The sequence below is a fragment of the Sinomonas humi genome (genome assembly GCF_000802235.1).
GTDB lineage: Bacteria > Actinomycetota > Actinomycetes > Actinomycetales > Micrococcaceae > Sinomonas > Sinomonas humi.
The window spans coordinates 1-1,042 of sequence record NZ_JTDL01000047.1 but is presented as its reverse complement, the minus strand read 5'-3'; the positions used below and the strand labels follow the sequence as shown (position 1 = coordinate 1,042).

Annotated in this window: 1 protein-coding gene and 1 pseudogene; one reads left to right on the top strand and one right to left on the bottom strand. The window is 72.8% G+C overall.

The annotated features are described in order from the left end of the window. Positions 1-441: MarR family winged helix-turn-helix transcriptional regulator (locus LK10_RS04170; protein WP_052206937.1), on the top strand; the 441-nt coding region annotated here is incomplete at its 5' end. Positions 442-452: 11 nt separating this feature from the next. On the opposite strand, the pseudogene LK10_RS04165 reads toward LK10_RS04170, so the two are convergent. Further along, positions 453-1,042: pseudogene (locus LK10_RS04165) on the bottom strand (SDR family oxidoreductase); the annotation flags it as partial.

Here is a 1,042-nt window from a genome sequence, read left to right as displayed (position 1 = left end):
GTCCTGAGGGCAGCCGACGTCCTGCTGCGCGTGGCCGCGAAGTCCGTCATGGAAGTCGAGGACGTCGTGACCAGCCCGCAGCTGCGGGTGCTGGTGCTCATCGCGCTGCGCGGCCCGCAGAACCTCGGCGCCGTCGCCCGCGAGCTCGGCGTGCACGCCTCCAACGCGACCCGCACCTGCGAACGGCTCGTCCTGGCCGGGCTCCTGAGCCGGCGCGAGGACCCCGCCGACAGGCGCTTCCTCCAGCTCGACCTCACCCCCGAGGGCAGGAACCTCGTCGAGACCGTGATCGGACACCGCCGCAGGGCCATCGCCGAAGTCCTCCAACGCGTCCCCCCCGACGCCAGGGAATCCGTCGCCACCGCCATGGCCGCCTTCGCCGACGCCGACGGCGGCCAAGGCACCCAAGACGGCCGCTTCACCCTCGGACCCAGAAACTGACCCGAGGGGTTTCATCGGGTGGCCTTGCGCCAGAGGGCGCCGGCGGTGGTGGCCAGCCCGGCCAGGAGCGCGCCCGAGACGGCAGCGACGAGGCCGTGGTGGTGCGAGGCCTTGAGCTGGTAGCTGCGGGGGGAGGACTTGTCGTCGAAGATCCCGTGGGCCCCGAAGTCCCGGTCGGCGTCCGCGGGCTCCCACAGGTTCACCGGCTGGTCCGGATCCCGCGGGGCGGAGGTCTGCTGGGACTTGAAGCCGGTCCTGGCCAGGTACCGGTCCAGCAGCCCGGGCACGACCGCGTTCGCGATCAGGGTCGCGGCCGTGCTCCCGCCCACCCAGTACTCCCGCCGCTCGGGGTGGGCCGCGGCGTAGACGACCCCGCGGGCCGCGACCTCGGGCTGGTAGATCGGCGGCACGGGCTGGGCCTGGTGCGGCAGGCGCGAGAGGACCCAGGAGAACTGCGGGGTGTTCACCGCCGGCATCTGCACCATCGTGTTCCGGATCCCGCTCCTCTCGTGCAGCAGCTCGGTCCGCAGGGCCTCGTTGAACCCCTGGATCGCGTGCTTGGCACCGCAGTACGCCGTCTGCAGCGGGATCCCCCGGTAGG